Annotated in this window: 14 protein-coding genes; 10 read left to right on the top strand and 4 right to left on the bottom strand. The window is 62.2% G+C overall.

The genetic code is table 11. The annotated features are described in order from the left end of the window. The 4 genes from RBA41_RS31665 to RBA41_RS31650 all read left to right on the top strand — a co-directional run. Positions 1 to 375, top strand: a 375-nt coding sequence (locus RBA41_RS31665; protein WP_306628335.1) for a hypothetical protein, incomplete at its 5' end; no start/stop codon positions are given. Next, on the top strand, positions 372 to 1,157 hold the full coding sequence (locus RBA41_RS31660; RefSeq protein ID WP_306628334.1) for a hypothetical protein: 786 nt from the start codon (positions 372 to 374) through the stop codon (positions 1,155 to 1,157). The genes RBA41_RS31665 and RBA41_RS31660, both read left to right, overlap by 4 nt. Positions 1,158 to 1,160: 3 nt before the next feature. Then, complete coding sequence (locus tag RBA41_RS31655) at positions 1,161 to 1,313, top strand: hypothetical protein (RefSeq protein WP_306628333.1); 153 nt, start codon at positions 1,161 to 1,163, stop codon at positions 1,311 to 1,313. Positions 1,314 to 1,324: 11 nt separating this feature from the next. Beyond that, positions 1,325 to 2,281 carry a TAXI family TRAP transporter solute-binding subunit gene (locus RBA41_RS31650; RefSeq protein WP_306628332.1) on the top strand — a complete coding sequence of 319 codons (957 nt, stop codon included), beginning with the start codon at positions 1,325 to 1,327 and terminating at the stop codon, positions 2,279 to 2,281. A gap of 127 nt (positions 2,282 to 2,408) precedes the next feature. Here RBA41_RS31650 and RBA41_RS31645 read toward each other — a convergent pair whose 3' ends face one another. Continuing rightward, positions 2,409 to 3,989, bottom strand: a complete 1,581-nt coding sequence (locus RBA41_RS31645; protein ID WP_306628331.1) for a M20/M25/M40 family metallo-hydrolase — start codon at positions 3,987 to 3,989, stop codon at positions 2,409 to 2,411. Positions 3,990 to 4,270: 281 nt separating this feature from the next. Continuing rightward, a complete protein-coding gene (locus tag RBA41_RS31640) occupies positions 4,271 to 5,488 on the bottom strand; it encodes a M20/M25/M40 family metallo-hydrolase (protein ID WP_306628330.1) in 1,218 nt (405 codons plus the stop codon). A 162-nt stretch (positions 5,489 to 5,650) separates the two neighbouring features. Here RBA41_RS31640 and RBA41_RS31635 point away from each other — a divergent pair, with 162 nt between their 5' ends. Then, positions 5,651 to 7,687, top strand: a complete 2,037-nt coding sequence (locus RBA41_RS31635) for an esterase-like activity of phytase family protein (protein WP_306628329.1) — start codon at positions 5,651 to 5,653, stop codon at positions 7,685 to 7,687. A gap of 59 nt (positions 7,688 to 7,746) precedes the next feature. Here the strand turns inward: RBA41_RS31635 and RBA41_RS31630 are convergent, their stop codons facing one another. Next, positions 7,747 to 8,307, bottom strand: a complete 561-nt coding sequence (locus RBA41_RS31630) for an acyloxyacyl hydrolase (RefSeq protein WP_374709630.1) — start codon at positions 8,305 to 8,307, stop codon at positions 7,747 to 7,749. A gap of 111 nt (positions 8,308 to 8,418) precedes the next feature. Here RBA41_RS31630 and RBA41_RS31625 point away from each other — a divergent pair, with 111 nt between their 5' ends. Continuing rightward, a complete protein-coding gene (locus RBA41_RS31625) occupies positions 8,419 to 9,453 on the top strand; it encodes an NAD(P)-dependent oxidoreductase (RefSeq protein WP_306628327.1) in 1,035 nt (344 codons plus the stop codon). On the opposite strand, the gene RBA41_RS31620 is transcribed toward RBA41_RS31625, so the two are convergent. Further along, positions 9,450 to 10,643: a M20 aminoacylase family protein gene (locus tag RBA41_RS31620; protein WP_306628326.1), complete on the bottom strand. Its 1,194-nt coding sequence runs from the start codon at positions 10,641 to 10,643 to the stop codon at positions 9,450 to 9,452. The two genes, RBA41_RS31625 and RBA41_RS31620, sit on opposite strands and share 4 nt — an antisense overlap. A 152-nt stretch (positions 10,644 to 10,795) precedes the next feature. Here RBA41_RS31620 and RBA41_RS31615 point away from each other — a divergent pair, with 152 nt between their 5' ends. The 4 genes from RBA41_RS31615 (at position 10,796) to RBA41_RS31600 (ending at position 17,700) form a co-directional block, all read left to right on the top strand. Further along, positions 10,796 to 12,874, top strand: a complete 2,079-nt coding sequence (locus RBA41_RS31615) for a molybdopterin-containing oxidoreductase family protein (protein ID WP_306628325.1) — start codon at positions 10,796 to 10,798, stop codon at positions 12,872 to 12,874. Positions 12,875 to 12,893: 19 nt separating this feature from the next. Next, entirely contained in the window at positions 12,894 to 13,952 is a 1,059-nt protein-coding gene (locus tag RBA41_RS31610) for an aminopeptidase (RefSeq protein ID WP_306628324.1), read from the top strand. 241 nt (positions 13,953 to 14,193) lie between these two features. Beyond that, the gene (locus RBA41_RS31605) at positions 14,194 to 15,876 is read left to right on the top strand and encodes a long-chain-fatty-acid--CoA ligase (protein WP_306628323.1); all 1,683 of its coding nucleotides are present in this window, start codon (positions 14,194 to 14,196) and stop codon (positions 15,874 to 15,876) included. Positions 15,877 to 16,014: 138 nt separating this feature from the next. After that, positions 16,015 to 17,700, top strand: coding sequence for a long-chain fatty acid--CoA ligase (locus RBA41_RS31600; protein WP_306628322.1), 1,686 nt, complete (start codon positions 16,015 to 16,017; stop codon positions 17,698 to 17,700).

Here is a 17,700-nt window from a genome sequence, read left to right as displayed (position 1 = left end):
AGCCTCTGCCCCAATCCCCCCATCAGCGGTACAACAATTGATGCCTTCACGCGTCATTTGTCCGGCATGTCATCATCCCGTCATATTTCCATCATATGCTGGGTCCATAAAAACAAGAATATGGCGGTCACAATGAGCAGCAACAGGAACCAGAACACCCACTCCCCCTCCAGGCGAACGCGCCAGACACCGGCCGACATGCAACTGGCGGCGGACACTCCCCCTACTCCGTGCGCGAACGTTACTCGTCCTGCGCAATACGACATTCAAGGCATCCCATCGGATGCCTTTTTTTTCGCCCCTGCCACTCGCCACCTGCCGATCTTGGCGGCCGGCAGGGCCACGCATCGTCAACTCAATCAGGAGACAACATGAAAAATACAGCAAACAACGACACTGGCCCTGTAACCGAACAGCAGCGCATCTGGGCGGTGCGCATCGCTGCGGGAGCGGCAGGGACATCTGTACTCGCTGTTTTGGCCCCCCTTATCTGGGGCGCCGTGAGCGCCGGCCTGGGCCTGATCGCCCTCGCGCTGATTGGCGCGGTCGGTGTGGCGCTGTTCCAGGCCTTGCCGCTGTTGGGGCAAAAGCTGGAAAACCGCTTGCTGGCGGCGCGCAAGGCGGAAGCCCGCGCCAATCCGATTGAACAGCTGCAGAACTTTCTGCTTCAAAAGCGCCAGCGTGTGGTGGCGTTCAAAAAGGCGGTGGTGAGCATCGGTGCGCAAATCAAAAGCATGAGCGACATGATCGAGGAGCGCAAACGCCAAAAGCCCGGCTACGACGCCAGCCGCCAGGAGAATGCGGTCAAGGCCATGAAAGACGCGCACGTGCTGCTGGTCGTGAAGTACAAAAATGCCGAACTGGCGCTGGTGCAGTTGAGCGAGGTGGTTGAAGACAAAAAGTTCGAATGGCGCTTCGGCCAGGCGGGACAGGCCGCGATCCAGAACCTGAACGCCACCAGCGGCCAGGAACTGCTGAACCAGATGCTGGCCGACGAAGCCTTCGACAGCGTGCGCGACAACTTCAACCAGGTGTTCTCCGAACTCGAAATGGAAGCGGAAAAACTAAGCAGCGCAAAGGAGCTGTCGTTCGACGACGGCATGTCGATCGACCTGAGCTCGATCGGGATTGGCAGCACTGAAAAAGTAAGGAGGTAAAAGATGTTCTGGAAATGGTTCCGTCTGGGCGGCACGCTGATGGTGATCCTGCTGGTACTTGCCGCAGCCATCCTGGCCCCGCATAAGGAATACACAGCAACTCCGGTCCAGCCGGTCGACACGCAAGCGCAGCCAAATAAAAACTTCAACTTCTAAAAAAGGCACATATGAAAACCCGCGTAATGATCTCCCTGATGTTCGGACTGACCGTATCGGCAGCGCAGGCGGCCAAACTGGACGGCGCTCCCGCCGCTCCCTGCGAAGGATTGAAAGTGGCCACCGGCCCCGCCGGCAAAGGCTACTCCAAACTGTACGCCGATCTGGTGCGCGTCTCGAAAAATGCCATGCCGCTGTGCGAAGTCAATACCGAAGGCGGCCTGGATAACCTGACCACGCTCTCGATCAAGAAAGCCGATGTCGGCATCGTGCCGATGGACGCACTCAAGAAAATGGCCGAAGGCGACGCCAATATCGCTTCCCTGATGGTGGTGGCGGCACTGAACAGCAACTACCTGCACATCGTCACCTCCGCCAATGGCCTGATCCTGGAAGGACCCAAGAAATACGGCGTGCTCAAAGGCGATACCAAAACGGTGCGCATCACCAGGATGTCGGAATTGCGCGGCGCGCCGGTCGCCCTGGTCGGCTCCGCCCAGCTGATGGTGCGCCAGCTCGATAAGATCCTCGGCTACAACATGCGCTACATCGATGTCGACAGCGACGCCATCGCATTTCAAAAAGTGCTCTCCGGCGAGGCCTACGCCGCATTCTCGGTGGCCGGCTGGCCGCACGGCCAGATCACCCGCCTGGCGCCCAACAGCGGGCTGACCCTGGCCGGCTTCGACGTCCCGGTCAGCAGCCCTTACAGCGTGCGCCCGTACAGCTACAAGAACCTCGGCGTGTACAACGTGCAGGCGCTGGCGGTGCAAAACGTGCTGGTCACGCGTCCGTTCAACGGCGCAAAAATCGGCGATGTCGCCGCACTCCGGAACTTGCTGGACCGCGAACTGCTGGAACTGAAGGATGGCGATTTCGAACCGGGCTGGAACGAGATCAAATCATTCGAGAGCAAGGTCGAGTGGCCTCGCTTTGCCGGGCTGCCGCTGCCGGCCAAAAAGAAGTAAAACAGTCGATCAACGCGCAAGCCCGCTCCGGCGGGTCTTTTTTACGCCCGCATCCCCTCAAAAAGATAAAGCCGCGCGAATCCAGGAAGGAGTCGCGCGGCCCGAACCGCTTACCGTAAACCGGCGATTATTGCGGCTTGTACGTCACAGTCAAGGTATAGCTCGACGACGTATAGCCGTTCAACAGCACATACACATCGCCATTGGCGGTCATGTTAACCGTGCACTTTTCCGTGCTGGTGGCACCATCCGATTTGCAGGTGTAAGTCGAGGTGGTCGGCACCGACGTCTTGCGCACATACAGATCCGCGTCGCCGGTGCCGGTGGTGGAGGAGACCACCGTGCCGATGGCGGCCTTGAACGGGCCGAAGGTTTTCTTCTGGCCCGAGGTCAGGGTGCCGGTAAAGGTTTCGGTCTTGTCGCCGCCGCCCACCACCGCGCCATCGCTACCCAGTTCGATGGCGAACGATGCCGCCAGGCGCGCGAATTTGAGCGAGTGATTGGCCTGGCCGCCGGCATTGGCGAAGGTGTCGTTGACCGTGTGGATATACCGGTTCGACTGCGACATCGCCGTCTCGAACGGCATCGAGGCGTAATAGCCCTGCGCGGTCCATGAGGCGTGGTCCGAGCAGCCATAACCGCACCGGTCGTAACCGATGGTCAGGGTCGGCTGATAAGTGGTGATCAGCTTGGCGACGAAGTCGTTCTGCAGGCTGTCGGTGTAATCGGTATAGATATAAATATCGTTGGCCGAGCCTTTGTAATTGGTCATGTCGAGCTGCATGACGCCGACCACATTCACATTATTGGCCTTGAAGTTCTGGGCAATCGCTTGCGAACCGCGCAGGCCCACTTCTTCGGCGGCGTAACCGATCATCTTGATGGTGCGGCGCGGCTTGTAGCCGTTGGCAATCATCGAGCGCAGCACTTCGGTCATGCTGGCGATACCCGATGCATCGTCATCGGCACCAGGCGCGCGCGAGGTTTCCCCGGTGCCGGAACCGACCGTCGAATCGAGGTGGCCGCCGAGCACAATCACCTCGGACGGATTATCGGTCCCGGTAATGGTCGCGATCACCGACTTCTGGTTGTAGCCGCTGTGCGTGAATTGCGTTACCGAGATATCGGCGCGGCCGGTGGCCATGCCGGCCCATTTTTGCCTGAGCCAGTTGGACGCGTCGGAGCCGCCCGTGGTCGTATAAAAACGGTTCGTGAACGAGGACAGTTCGGTAATCGTCGTACCGATATTACTCGCCTGCATTTGCGACAGGACCGGCGTGACCAGGGCCTGGTTGTCGATCACATAGCTCGGACGGGCCAGCGCCGCCAGGCTGGCGGTGCTGGCGGGCGCCGCCAGCTTGGCCAGTGCGCGCTTGCCTTCGGCTTCGGTCTCGTGATACATGTACCCGCCACAACGCTTGAGCTCGTGGTGGATCGATTCGTTCAGTTTCAGCATTTCTTCTTCGTTCACTTGCACCAGGTGAACTCTTTCCGAAGCGACGATACCAGCCTGGTCATTGGTCCTCACAACCTGACTCTGGCGCGCAATCGCTTGCGGCGCAACTTTCTGCAAATGTGTGTAGGCGGTGTCGCCCACCGTGATCCATCCTTTGCCGGGGGCGGCAGCAGTGGCACTGGTGGTTGCCATCAGCCCGGAAATCAGGACCGCAAGCAGGGCAGGCATCGCACGACGCTGAAATTGGTGCACTTGGTTCTCCATCGGATTTTCCTTTTTTATAGATGGGCGTTGTAGCCCATTTGTCGAGCGATGGCGTGACCGGTGGGTCAGACGGCGCTCATCCAAAATACAATGCAGCCGGAATTGGCCGCATCGGTCGGATGCCTGAACTGCATAAACGATATACATACTTTGAAAAAATATTATCACGAGGAAGCGCCGCACAACGCAGAGTGTCGGATTATGTTCACAGTAAATATATATATAAATCAATGGCTTACGGCAATTTTATATCCTCTAAGCATGAGCCGTTAAGGCACGGAACTGCCGAGCTCGATTGCGAAGGCGGCCGCCAGACGGGCAAACTTGAGCGCGTGCACGGCCTGCCCGCCCGAGTTGGCGAAGGTATCGTTCTTGCTGTGGATATGCGGATTGGCCTGGGCCAGCGAGGACTCGAAAGGCATGGACGCGGGGTAGCCTTCGGCATGCCAGGATGCATGATCGGAGCAGGCATATCCGCACACGTCGCTGCCGACCCGCACCCCCGGTAAATAGGCCGCGATCAATTGTTTGAGGAAATCATTCTGCTCCGCGCTGGTGTAATCGCGCAGCAGATAGATATCGTTGTCCGAACCCTTGTAGTTGATCATGTCCAGCTGCAGCACCCCGGCCACCTGGATGCTTGCCTGCCGGAATGCGCGCGCCAGGTCTTGCGAACCGCGCAGGCCCACTTCCTCCGCCGCGTAAGCGATCAGCTTGATGGTGCGGCGCGGCCGGTACCTGCTCTCGCTCATCGCGCGCAGCAACTCGGTCACGCCTGCCACGCCGGACGCATCGTCATCGGCGCCGGGGGCGTGTGCCGAACCTTGCTCGTCCATGGCCTGCGTGTTGACCGAATCGAGATGGGCGCCGATCACGACAACTTCATCGGCCAGGTCGGTGCCGGCAATCGTTGCGATCACCGATGCCTGCGGATATCCAGCGTGTGCAAACGTCTCGACCAGCACCCCGCCGTGGCGCGCGCCGATGGCGGCCCAGGCCTGGCGCAGCCACTCCGACGCCCGCGCGCCATGGGTGGTGTTGTAGAAACGGTTGGGAAAGGCCGACAAGCCCGCGATCGTGCGCGCGATCTGCTTCGCCTCCATGCGCGCCAGCAACGGCGTGACCCTGGCCTGGTTGGCGATCGCGTAGGCCGGCTGCACCAGGCCGGGCAAGGGCGCCGCCACCCCCTGCGCCAGGCTGCGCTGGGCGCTGGCCTGATCGGCGTGGAACATGAAGCCCCCGCAATGTCCCAGCTTGCCATGCAGCAGGCGCGCCACCCGGCCCAGGTCCTTCGACGGCACCTCGACCAGCACCACCGGCGCGCTACTCGCCGCCGGGGTAGCGGCGGGAGCGTGCAAGCGCATGGCCGGCAGGGCCGGGCGCAGAAGATGGTAAGCCGCTGCATCCACGGTCAGCCAGCTGCTCTCGGCCAGCGCGCGCGGCGCCGCCGCCAGCAGTATCGCCATGATCAGAATGCGCATCGTCATGCCCTCCTTCTGCCGGATGGAAAAAGCTTACTGCGGCTGTTCAGTAAAAGTTCAATTTCAAATGCAGGTAGTTTGATATTCGTCAAAAAGCCATGTCATCTGGCCGTCACGCTCGCTCAGTACACTCTTGCTTTTTTGAACGACATCCTTGATGAGGCTCGCATGAAGTTTCACCCGCAACTTTCCCTGATCGCCGCCGCGGCCGCCATGGCGCTGGCTGGCTGTGGTGGCAGCAGCGACACCGTCCGCACCGCGCCTGCCGCGCAAACGGGCGTGTTTCTCGACGCCGCCGTCGAAGGGCTCGGCTACGTTGCCGGCACCAGCGCGCGCGCCACGACCAATGCCCGCGGCGAGTTCTCCTGTATAGTCGGCGAAACAGTTGCCTTCAGCATTGGCGGGATGGCATTGGGCAGTGCGAGCTGCGGCACACTGTTGACGCCGCTGTCGCTTTCGGGAGGAACCGACGTGACCGATCCCAAGGTAGTGAACCGCTTGCTGGCCCTGCAGCTGCTCGACGAGGATAACGACCCGTCGAACGGCATCAAGCTCGCTGCCGACGCAACAGCGGCGCTGGCCGGCAAGACCCTCGATTTCAGCGCGGCCGCGCCCGCCTTTAACGCCGCGCTGGCGGGCAACCTCGCCGCCGCCGGCAGCGCCTATGGCGGCCGCACGGTCGACGCCGAACGCCGCATGCTGGCGCGCGAACATTTTGAAGACACCCTCGCCTCGACCGTCGGCACGCCGGCCGTCGAACGCTTTACCCAGTCCACGCCACTGGGCAATGTGGCCGCCAGCGTCACGCGCTACCAGGTCAGGGCGGCGGCCGCTTTCCACGTGCCGTACGAAGGCGCCAACGCGGCTGTGAAGGCGGAGTTTCCACAAGGCTTCCTGCCATCCTACGGCTCCGGTCTCGCCTTCAAGGGCAAGAATGCCAACGGCGAGCTGGAGTTCTACGGCCTGACCGACCGCGGCCCCAACGGCGACGGCCCGAACCTGCCCGCGCTCGATGGCAAGGGCAGCATGGGCAGCAAGATTTTTCCTTCGCCCAGCTTCACCCCATCGATCGGCGTGTTCACCATCGGCAAACATGGCGCCAGCCTGAGCGCCAGCCTGCCGATCAAGGCCGCGCCAGGCGTCAACGCTTCCGGCCTGCCGGTACCGGCCGGATCGATCGGCAACTCGGCCGAAATCCCTGTCTTCGACGCCATGAAATTCGATCCCGCAGGCAAGGCGGTCTTCAACGCCGGCGGCATCGACAGCGAGGCCATTGCCCTCGACCTGCGCCGCAACGCCTTGTGGGTGACGGACGAGTACGGCCCCTTCCTGGTGCGGATCGATGCGGCCAGCGGCATCATCCAGGCCAGGTACGCACCGGGCAGCGGCCTGCCGGCCATCCTGGCCAGGCGGCGCGCCAACCGCGGCATGGAAGGCATGGCGCTCGACAGCGCCAGCGACAAGATCCACGCCTTCCTGCAAAGTCCGCTCAGCGACGGCTCGGCCGCCTACGCCGTGACCGGCAAGAACGAGCAGGTCGAACGCTTCGCCCGCTTCACACGCTGGATCGAGTTCGACCCCGCAACCGGCGCGACCACCCGCATGTTCGCCTATCCGCTCGACGGCAAGGAGTACGCCGACGGGCGCACCGGCAACGCCAAGCTGGGCGACATGGTGGCGCTGGGCAATGGCAAATTCATCGTCATCGAGCAGGGCGCCGGTGCCGACGGCAAGGTATTCAACAAGCTGATGCTGGTCCAGATCGGCGACGCCAGCAACATCCTCGCGCCAGGCTACAACCCGGACAGTTCCGACTTGGAAAAAAGCAGCATGAGCGGCAGCGCGGTCAACGGCGCCAGCTGGGCCGGCGTAGTGCCCCTGAAAAAGACCTTGCTGCTGGATCTGAATGCGATCGGCTGGCTGGCCGAAAAGGCGGAAGGGCTGGCGCTGGTCGATGGCACGACCTTGGCATTGACCAACGACAACGACTTCGGCATGGTCACCCGTGTCACCGGTCCCGCTGGCAAGACGGTGGCCGATGCCGACGTCAGCAAATGCAATGTGAACGCCGCCGGCGTCATCGTCACCGGCAGCGCGGCGGGCTGCGCCGAGGCCAACAAGATCCGCGTCGGGCGCGGCGCCGACAAGGAGCGTCCGAGCCGCCTGTGGCTGATCCGGTTCGACAAGGCATTGACGTCCTATTGATCCACCAAAGAAAAACGGCGCCCGATTCGCATCGGGCGCCGTTCACAAAGCATGGTGGGTCAGAACGGAAGCGACGCCTTGACCAGCAGGAAGTTCACGCCGCTGTTGGGTTTTTTGTAGCCACCGTTCGAGAAATGCTGGAGTTTCATCCCCACATCCCAATGATTGGCGAACACATAGCCGACGCCCAGGTGGTCACCGAACTGGAACGCGGTCGACAGCCGGTTTGAATCGTTGTCATAGCGCTTGGACAGCAAGTTCAGGCCGATGCCCGCCTCGCCATACCAGCCAGTCATATCATCGGCCTGGAAGCGGAACACCGGCGTGAAGCCGATATTCGTGATGTTCTGGTGCCGGCCGTCAACGTTCTGATACGCATTGCCACGCCATTGGGCGATCGATGCATCCCAGTAACCGCTTACGTGGGTACCGTTCGACTGGAACCAGCGCCGGCTCCAATCTTTCTGCACGCCGAAACGGACCATCTGGACCTTGGCGCCACCGCCGACTTCCAGCGAGGCATGATCAACCACTTTGTCTGACGCAAACGCGCACGGCGCCGTGGCCATCACCGCAAGCGTTGCCAGCGAGGCGCACAGCTTCATATTTAACAGGGACATAGAAGAGCTTTCGTAGATAGGCACGCTAATTCATAATGATTAGCGTGTTCACTATTGTACTGGCGAAGCACAAAAATCGCCTTGGACCACGTGTGTGCGCAATTTATTAAAATGACACCGCTATCAGCACGATTATTCCCCCTGCAGGAGGCTACTCTGACCACGCTCACCATCGCATTTCTCGGCATCGGCCTGATGGGCCACCCGATGGCCACCCGCCTGGCGCAGGCCGGCTGGACAGTCCATGCCTGGAACCGTTCGCCCGCCAAGGCCGAGGCCCTGCGCAGCGCCGGCGCCCTCCCTTGCAGCGCTCTGGACGACGCCGTGCGCGCGGCCGACATCGTCATTTCCATGCTGGCGTCCGGCGCGGTGGTGGGGGAACTGATCGAAGCGGCCCTGCCCAGCCTGCGCCCGGGCGCCCTCTGGATCGACATGAGTTCCACCCAGCACGGCGAAGCCCTGGCCTTCCATGCGCACCTTGCCTCCGGGCAGGTCCGGTTCCTCGATGCGCCCGTGTCGGGCGGCGTGGCGGGCGCGCAAGCGGGCAGCCTGGCGATCATGGCCGGCGGCGACCCGGATGACTTCGCCAGGGCCGAGCCCATCTTGCGCGTCATGGGGCGGCCAACCCTGGTCGGCCGGGCCGGCAGCGGCCAGGTCGCCAAACTGTGCAATCAATTGATCGTGGGGGGCACCCTCAACATCGTGGCCGAGGCCTTGCTGCTGGCGCAAGCCGCCGGCGCCGATCCGGCCGCCGTGCGCGACGCGATCCGCGGCGGGTTTGCCGAAAGCCGCATCCTCGAGCTGCATGGCCAGCGCATGCTGGATCGCAATTTCATTCCCGGCGGCCAGGTGACAAGCCAGCTCAAGGATTTGCAGAACGTGCTGGTGGCTGCGGCCGATGCCGGCCTGGTGCTGCCGGTCACCGCGCTCGTTACCGAAAACTACCGCAGTATTGCCGCGCAACTGCCGCGTGCCGACCACGCCGCCGCTCTGCTGGCGCTGGAGAAAATGAATCCGGGCCAGCGCCTGGGGACGGCGCCGGACCAGTTGCCGCCGGATCTGACGCCGGACCGGTGTGGAACCTGCACTGCGCAGCCTGAAACCACCGCTCCTGGCCTCAACGGCATTCGCGTCCCGCCGGCTTAACCCGGCGCCAGCCGCATTTCCGCCAGCCGTACCCAGTAGCTGGCGCCGATCGGCAGCAGGTTATCGTTGAAATCGTAGCTGGCATTGTGCAACTGGCATGGACCCAGCCCGTGGCCGCCGGCCCGGTGGTCACCCTCGCCATTGCCGATGAACACATAACAGCCCGGCTTTTCCTGCAGCATGAACGCGAAATCTTCCGCCCCCATGGTCGGCTCCGTATCGGCATTGACCTTATCGGCCCCGACCACCGCGCACATCGCCTCGACCGCATAGCCCGTTTCGCGCGCATGGTTGACCAGCGGCGGATAGTTGCGCTTGAAGTGAAAATCGACCGTGGCGTTGAAGCCAGCCGCGCAATGCTGCGCGATCTCGCCCATGCGCTGCTCGATCAGGTCCAGCACCGGCGTCGTAAACGTGCGCACGGTGCCGATCAGCACCGCCTCGTCGGGAATCACATTGGTGGCGCTGCCCGCATGGATTTGTGTGATCGACAACACTGCCGTATCGAGCGGGTTTTTCTCGCGCGACATGATGGTTTGCCACGCCTGGGCAATCTGCACCGCCACCATGACCGGGTCGATGCCGCGGTGCGGCTGGGCCGCATGGCAACCCTTGCCCTTGACCACGACGCGGAATTCATTACTGGACGCCATCATCGGTCCCGCGACCACGCCGAAGGTGCCCATCGGCATGCCCGGCCAGTTGTGCATGCCGTACACGGCGTCCATCGGAAACTGTTCGAACAGGCCGTCGTCCATCATGCGGCGCGCGCCGCCGCCGCCTTCTTCGGCCGGCTGGAAAATCAGGTACACGGTGCCGTCGAAATTGCGGTGCCTGGCCAGATGATGCGCCGCGCCCAGCAGCATGGCGGTGTGGCCGTCATGGCCGCAGGCGTGCATCTTGCCCGGATGGCGCGAGGCATGGTCGAAGCTGTTGATTTCTTGCATCGGCAAGGCATCCATGTCGGCGCGCAGGCCGATTGCGCGCTTGGAGGTGCCGTTTTGTATGATTCCCACCACGCCGGTCAGGCCCAGGCCGCGCACCACGGGGATGCCCCATTCGGTCAGGCGGGCCGCGACCACATCGGCGGTGCGGACTTCTTCGTAACACAATTCCGGATGCGCATGCAGGTCGCGCCGGATCTGCTGGAGCGCGTTCTGGAAGGCGATGATCGGTTCAACAAGGTTCATGTCATTCTCCACTGATGCTGGAATGTTAACCCATTTGTCGCACTATTGTAGTCCTTCTGGGAATGGGGCAGGCAGACCGGTATCGGTTCTCATCAACAACCCCGGAATCGTATAAAGTAATGGTTTCAACGCCTGTTTCCCTGGATCTTGCAATGACCACCACCCAAGTGAGGGCCGCCTGCCCGCACGACTGTCCCGATACCTGCGCCCTGCTCATCACCGTGGAAGACGGCGTCGCCACCGAAGTCAAAGGCGACCCCGACCATCCGACCACGGCCGGCGTGCTGTGCACCAAGGTATCGCGCTATGCCGAGCGCACCTACCATGCCGACCGCCTGCTGCATCCCATGCGCCGGGTCGGCAACAAGGGCGAGGGCAAGTTCGAGCGCATCAGCTGGGATGAGGCAATCGACACCATTGCCAGCCGGTTAACCGACATCGCCGCGCGCGCTCCGCAAGCCATCCTGCCGTACAGCTACGCCGGCACCATGGGCCTGGTGCAGGGCGACTCGATGTCGGCGCGCTTTTTTCACCACCTCGGCGCGTCCTTGCTCGACCGTACCATCTGCGCCACGGCCGGCTCTACCGGATACAAATACACCATCGGCGCCAGCATCGGCACCGATGTCGAGCAATTCCAGGATGCCAAACTGATCATCATCTGGGGCGGCAACCCGATTGCGTCCAACCTGCATTTCTGGATGCGCGCGCAGGAAGCCAAGCGCAAGGGCGCGCGGCTCATCGCCATCGATCCCTACCGTTCCCTGACAGCCGAAAAGTGCCACCAGCACATTGCCCTGCTACCCGGCACGGATGCCGCGCTGGCGCTGGGCCTCATGCACGTGCTGATTCGCGACAAGCTGGTCGATGAGGACTACATCGCCCGCTACACCCTGGGCTACGAGCAACTGAAGGAACGCGCCGCCGAGTGGCCGCCGCAGCGGGTCGCCGAGACTTGCGGCATTTCGGCCGGGGAAGTGGAGAACCTGGCGCGCGACTATGGCGCCACGGCACGGCGCGGCGAACCGGTGGCCATCCGTACCAATTACGGCGTGCAGCGCGTGCGCGGTGGCGGCATGGCCGTGCGCAACATCGCCTGCCTGCCGGCGCTGGTCGGCGCCTGGCGCCATGCGGCCGGCGGCATGCAGCTGTCGTCCTCGGGCTCGTTCCCGGTCAACAAGCAAAAGCTGCAACGCCCGGACTTGATGAAGAACAGCGTGCGCACCATCAACATGACCACCATCGGCGACGACTTGCTGCGGGGCACATCAACCGACTTCGGCCCGAAAATCGAGGCCGTGATCGTCTACAACGCCAACCCGCTGGCCATCGCTCCCGACTCCGACAAGGTGATGCAGGGCTTCGCCCGCGACGACTTGTTTACCGTCGTGCTCGAACACTTCCAGACCGACAGCGCCGACTATGCCGACATCCTGTTGCCCGCCACCACCCAACTGGAACATGTGGACGCCCACAGCACCTACGGCCACCTGTACATGATGGCCAACAACGCCGCCATCGCACCGCTGGGCGAAGCCAAGCCCAACACGGAAATCTTCCGCCTGCTGGCCGCGCGCATGGGCTTCGACGACCCTTGCTTCAAGGAAACCGACGACCAGCTGGCCGCCCAATCGTTCGACGCCAGCCATCCGCGCGCCATCCATTTCGACTGGGATTCGCTCAAGCGCAAGGGCTGGCAAAAGCTGGCCATGCCGGACGCGCCGTTTGCCGAAGGCGGTTTCCCCACGCCATCGGGCAAGTGCGAATTCTATTCGGCCAGCATGCTCGCAGACGGACTCGACCCGCTGCCGGCGCACATTGCGCCTTACGAATCGGTGGCGAGCAACCCGGAACTGGCGGCCAGATATCCGCTGGCCATGATTTCCCCGCCAGCCCGCAATTTCCTGAACTCGACCTTCGTCAACGTGACCAGCCTGCGCGCGACCGAAGGCGAACCGCACCTCGACATCCATCCCGACGACAGCGCCGCGCGCGGCATCGAGCATGGCCAGATGGTGCGCATCTTCAACGACCGCGGCGCGTTTGTCGCCAGGGCACGGGTCACGCCGAAAGCGCGCGCCGGGCTGGTGGTGGGCCTGTCGGTGTGGTGGAAGAAACTGGCCAGCGACGGCAAGAATGCCAACGAAGTGACCAGCCAGCGCCTGACCGACATGGGCCGCGCGCCGACCTTTTACGACACCTTGGTCCAGGTGGAAAAAGTAGCGGCCTGAAAGCCGAAGGGGGTGCAGGATGAAACTCAGCAGACGGGCCCGGAACGGCCTGATGGCGGGCACGGCAGCGTTGCTGCTGGCCAGTTGCTCCAGTCTGAACTATTACCGCCAGGCGGCCCAGGGCCAGCTGACCCTGCTCTCCGACGCACGCTCCATCGACGACTGGCTTAGCGATGAAGCCACCGACGCCAGGCTGCGCGTGCGCCTGGCCACGGCGCGCCAGATCCGTACCTTCGCCGTCAAGGAACTGGGCCTGCCCGACAACAACAGCTACAAGAATTACGCGGCCCTGACCCGGCCTTTTGTCCTGTGGAACGTGGTGGCCGCGCCGGAACTGTCGCTCAAACCCATCCAGTGGTGCTTCCCGGTAGCCGGCTGCGTCACCTACCGCGGCTATTACAGCAAGGATGATGCACTTGAGTACGCCCGCGTGCTGCGCGCCGAAGGCAACGATGTCCAGGTCGGCGGCGTGCCCGCCTATTCCACCCTGGGCTGGTTCAACGACCCGCTGATCTCGACCTTCATCCACTATCCCGACGCCGAACTGGCGCGCCTGATCTTCCACGAACTGTCGCACCAGGTGGTGTACGTGGCGGGTGACTCGCAATTTAACGAATCGTTCGCCAGCGCGGTGGAAGAGGCCGGCGTCGAGCGCTGGCTCAGCGGTTATGGCAACGAAGTCATGCGCGACAATTACCTCAAGATTGCTGCACGCAAGAAACAGTTCCTGGCATTGTTACTAGGTTGTCGCGATGCGCTGGCGAAAACCTATGCCTCCAAAAGCAGCATTGCGGAAAAGCGCGCCGCCAAGGTCCGCCTGTTCAAGCAGTTGCAGGACGACTACCAGGTGCTCAAGGCCAGCTGGGGCGGCTACGCCGGCTACGACCGCTTCTTCGCCGAACCCTTGTCGAACGCCCATCTGTCATCGATCGCCACCTACAACGACTTCATTCCCGCCTTCCGCGCGCTGCTGGCCCGCGAAAAAACATTCCCCCGATTCTATGCAGCCGCCAAAGCCCTGGCCGAACTCGACCGTGACGAGCGCCACCGCCGTCTGAAAGCGCTGGCCGGAACCTGAACGAATGCCGTCAAATTTTCTTCCATACCAATGGGTGTTGCGGCACCGCACCAAAAGGTGCATGCATCAAGCCTGTCCAAAATAGCAGCAAAAGCGCTTGCATCGAAGCGCATCGCCCGATAGCATCACAGACAGCGTAATAAAGCGCACGCTCGGTTTATTTTCCTGAGCGAAAAAAGATACTGGTCGGCAATGTGCGCCGAATCCACATAACGATAATATTCTGAGACAGAGGCACACGATGGACAAGATTTGGCTGAAATCCTATCCCGGCAACGTCCCTGCGGAGATTGACCCCGACCAGTACGGCTCACTCGTTCAATTACTGGAAGAATCTTTCCAGAAATTTGCAACGCGCAATGCCTACGTCTGCATGGACAAATTCCTCACCTACGCCGAGCTCGACCAGTACTCGAAACGCATGGCGGCCTGGCTCCAGAGCCGTGGCCTCTCCAAGGGGGCGCGCGTGGCGGTCATGATGCCCAACGTGCTGCAATATCCGATCGCCATCGCCGCCATCCTGCGCGCCGGCTTCACCGTGGTCAACGTCAACCCGCTGTACACGCCGCGCGAGCTGGAGCACCAGCTCACCGATTCGGGCAGCGAAGCGATTATCGTCCTGGAAAATTTTGCTCATACGCTGCAACAGGTACTCACCAAAACCCCGGTCAAGCACATCGTCGTGGCCAGCATGGGCGAGATGCTCGGCGGCGCCAAGGGCATGCTCGTCAATTTTGTCGTGCGCAACGTCAAGAAAATGGTGCCGGCGTTTTCGCTGCCCAACACCGTGCGCTTCAAGGAGGTGCTCGCGCAGGGCGAGAAAATGACCTTCACCCCGGTCAAGGCCAGCGCCACCGACGTCGCCTTCCTGCAGTACACGGGCGGCACCACGGGCGTGTCCAAGGGCGCGACCCTGACCCACCGCAATATCATCGCCAACGTGCTGCAAAGCGAAGCATGGTCGCAGCCGGCGCTGATCAAGGCGCCCGTGGTCGAGCAGGTGGTGATTGTCTGCGCGCTGCCGCTGTACCATATCTTCGCGCTCACCGCCTGCGCCATGTGGGGCACGCGCGTCGGCGCCCTCAATATCCTGATTCCCAATCCGCGCGATATCGGCGGCTTTATCAAGGAACTGTGCAAATACAAGATCAACATGCTCCCGGCGGTCAATACCCTGTATAACGCGCTGCTCAACCATCCCGATTTCGCCAAGGTCGATTTCACGGGCCTGAAGATTTCCAACGGCGGCGGCATGGCGGTGCAGCAGATCGTCAACGACAAATGGAAAAAGGCCACCGGCACCTGCATCATCGAAGGCTACGGCCTGTCCGAAACGTCGCCGGTGGCCACCTGCAACCGTGCCGACCTGCTTGACTTCACCGGCACCATCGGCATGCCGGTGCCATCGACCGACATTGCCATCCTCGACGATGACGGCAAGCCGGTGGCCCTGGGCCAGCCCGGCGAAATCGCGATCCGCGGCCCGCAGGTCATGGCCGGCTACTGGAACCGCCCGGACGAAACGGCCAAGGTCATGACGGCCGACGGCTTCTTCAAATCCGGCGATGTCGGCTTCATGAACGAGCACGGCTTCGTAAAAATCGTGGACCGCAAAAAGGATATGATTCTGGTCTCGGGCTTTAATGTGTACCCGAACGAACTCGAAGAAGTCATCGCCAAGCACCCGGGCGTGCTCGAATGCGCCTGTATCGGCGTGCCGGACGAGCATTCCGGCGAGGCGGTGAAAGTCTTCGTGGTGCGTAAGGATCCGACCCTGACGGTCGAACAGTTGATGGTTTACTGCAAGCAGGAATTCACCGGCTATAAAAAGCCGAAGTACATCGAATTCCGCAGCGAGCTCCCCAAAACCAACGTCGGCAAAATCCTGCGCCGCGTGCTGCGCGACGAAAAACCCGCGGCATAAAACGCTGCCCGCGTCGTTTCCGGCCGGTGGCGGAAACGGCGTGCCGCATCAGGTAGCACCCTATTCGCTTATTTAGCGGCACGACCGCCTGCGGGCGGTCTTTTGCATTAACAGTATCAGTAAACAGACGAGGCATAGATGGACAAGTTTTGGCTTAAGTCGTACCAGGAGGGCGTACCCGCGGAGATCGATTACACGCAATACCGCTCGCTGACCCACCTGCTGGAAGAAGCATTCCGCAAGTACGCCGACCGCAAGGCCTACGTTTGCATGGACAAGTCCATCACCTACGGCGAACTCGACCGCATGTCGGTGCAGATGGGCGCCTGGCTGCAAAGCCGCGGCCTGAAACCCGGCGCGCGCGTGGCGATCATGATGCCCAACGTGCTGCAGTATCCGGTGGCCATGGCCGCCGTGCTGCGCGCCGGCTACGTGATCGTCAACGTCAACCCGCTCTACACCCCGCGCGAACTGCAGCACCAGATGATCGACTCGGGCGCCGAAGCCATCATCGTGCTGGAAAACTTCGCCCACACCGTGCAGGAAGTGCTGGCCAGGACCCAGATCAAGCACGTCATCATGGCCACCATGGGCGACCTGCTCGGTCCCCTGAAAGGCATGATCGTCAACCTGGTGGTGCGCAAGGTCAAAAAACTGGTACCGTCCTTTTCGCTGCCGGACGCGATCCCGTTCAACAAGGTGCTCGCCGAAGGCGCGCGCCTCACGCTTACGCCGCCGACCCTCGGCCATGACGACATCGCCTTCCTGCAGTACACCGGCGGCACCACCGGCGTGTCGAAGGGCGCGGTCCTGCTGCACAAGAACGTGATCGCCAACGTGCTGCAAAACGAAGCCTGGCTGCAGCCGACCCTCGACACCCTGCCCAAGAACCAGCAGCTGCAGTTCGTCTGCGCGCTGCCGCTGTACCACATCTATTCGCTCACCGTGTGTTCGCTGATGTCCACGCGCCTGGGCGGCATGAACCTGCTCATTCCGAACCCGCGCGACATGCCGGGCTTCGTCAAGGAACTGAGCAAATACCGCATCAACGTATTCCCGGCCGTCAATACCCTGTACAACGGCCTGCTCAACAACGCCGAATTCGCCAAGCTCGATTTCTCCAGCTACAAGGTGTGTAACGGCGGCGGCATGTCGGTGCAGCAGTCGGTGGCGGACCGCTGGCTCAAGCTGACCGGCACCCCGATCATCGAAGGCTACGGCATGTCCGAAACGTCGCCGGTGGCCACCGCCAACCGCTGCGACATCAAGGAATTCACCGGCATGATCGGCCTGCCGTATCCGTCGACCGACATCGCCATCCTCGACGACGACGGCAACCACGTAGCGCTGGGCGAGCGCGGCGAAATCGGCATCCGCGGCCCGCAGGTCATGGCCGGCTACTGGAAGCGCGACGACGAAACCGCCAAGTCGATGACCGCCGACGGCTTCTTCAAGACTGGCGACATCGGCATCATGGACGACCGCGGCTACACCAGGATCGTCGACCGCAAGAAGGACATGATCCTGGTGTCCGGCTTTAACGTCTATCCGAACGAAATCGAAAGCGTGATCTCGTCGCACCCGGGCGTGCTCGAATGCGCCTGCATCGGCGTGCCGGACCATAATTCGGGCGAAGCGGTCAAGCTGTTCGTGGTGCGCAGGGACCCGAACCTGACCGCCGAAGACCTGCTCGAATTCTGCAAGGAGCAGCTCACGGCCTACAAAAAGCCGAAGTACATCGAGTTCCGCACCGAACTGCCGAAGACCAACGTCGGCAAGATCCTGCGCCGCGAACTGCGCGAGCCGGCGCCGGCCGCGGTCTGA

It is taken from the genome of Massilia scottii, from assembly GCF_030846495.1.
GTDB lineage: Bacteria > Pseudomonadota > Gammaproteobacteria > Burkholderiales > Burkholderiaceae_D > Telluria_A > Telluria_A violaceinigra.
The sequence above is the reverse complement of the archived record's forward strand: the minus strand, read 5'-3'. Positions and strand labels throughout refer to the sequence as shown.